The sequence below is a fragment of the Actinoallomurus acaciae genome, assembly GCF_042429965.1.
Lineage (GTDB): Bacteria > Actinomycetota > Actinomycetes > Streptosporangiales > Streptosporangiaceae > Actinoallomurus > Actinoallomurus acaciae.
This window is the reverse complement of the sequence record NZ_JBHLZP010001170.1, coordinates 1059-1819: the sequence shown is the minus strand read 5'-3', so window position 1 is coordinate 1819 and position 761 is coordinate 1059. Positions and strand designations below refer to the sequence as shown.

Below are 761 nucleotides of genomic sequence, written 5' to 3'. Positions count from 1 at the left end.
TGTCCTCGCCGGCTCTGCGCGACGCGGCGGACCGCGCGGCGCGGATCGTCGCGGACCACGTCGCGGCCGCCGCCGGCACCCCGGCCCGGCCCGGTCTGATGCGCGGCATGTCCGGCCCGGCCCTGGCGCTGATCCGGCGGTACGAGCGGACCGGCGAGACGGACCTCCTCGACCTCGCGGCCCGCGCCATCGGGCTCGACCTCGACGGGTGCACGACCGACAAGAACGGCGCGCTGCACGTCGTCGACGGAGGCCGCGTCCTGCCCTACCTCGCGCGGGGCAGCGTCGGGATCGGCATGGTCATCGACGACTACCTCGCCCACCGCGAGGACGAACGCCTCCGCGAGGCCGCGGACCGGATCCGTACCGCCGCCCTGACGCGCTACTACGCGCAGTCCGGCCTGTTCAGCGGGCGCGCCGGGATGCTGCTCCACCTCGCGCGCCGGCGGGACACACGCGCCGCCACGCACGTACGCGACCTGGCCTGGCACGCGCTCTCGTACGGGGGCGGGCTGGCCTTCCCGGGCGAGAACCTGCTGCGGATGTCGATGGACCTGGGCACCGGGACGGCGGGCGTGCTGCTGGCGATCGGCGCGGCGCTGCACGACCGCCCGGTCCACCTGCCGTTCCTCGCGGCACCCAAGCCACCCGCGAGAACCCTCGCGGGGACGACGACGCACACGACGAGGAGGTGACACGACGATGGCGCTTCTGGACATGCAGGGGATGGACACCACCCCCGGTGGCGGCGGCGACGGCGG

General features: G+C 75.4%; 1 pseudogene. It reads left to right on the top strand.

The features are described from left to right. Positions 1–695, top strand: a pseudogene (locus tag ACFFNX_RS51405) (class III lanthionine synthetase LanKC); the annotation flags it as partial. Positions 696–761 lie beyond the last annotated feature (66 nt).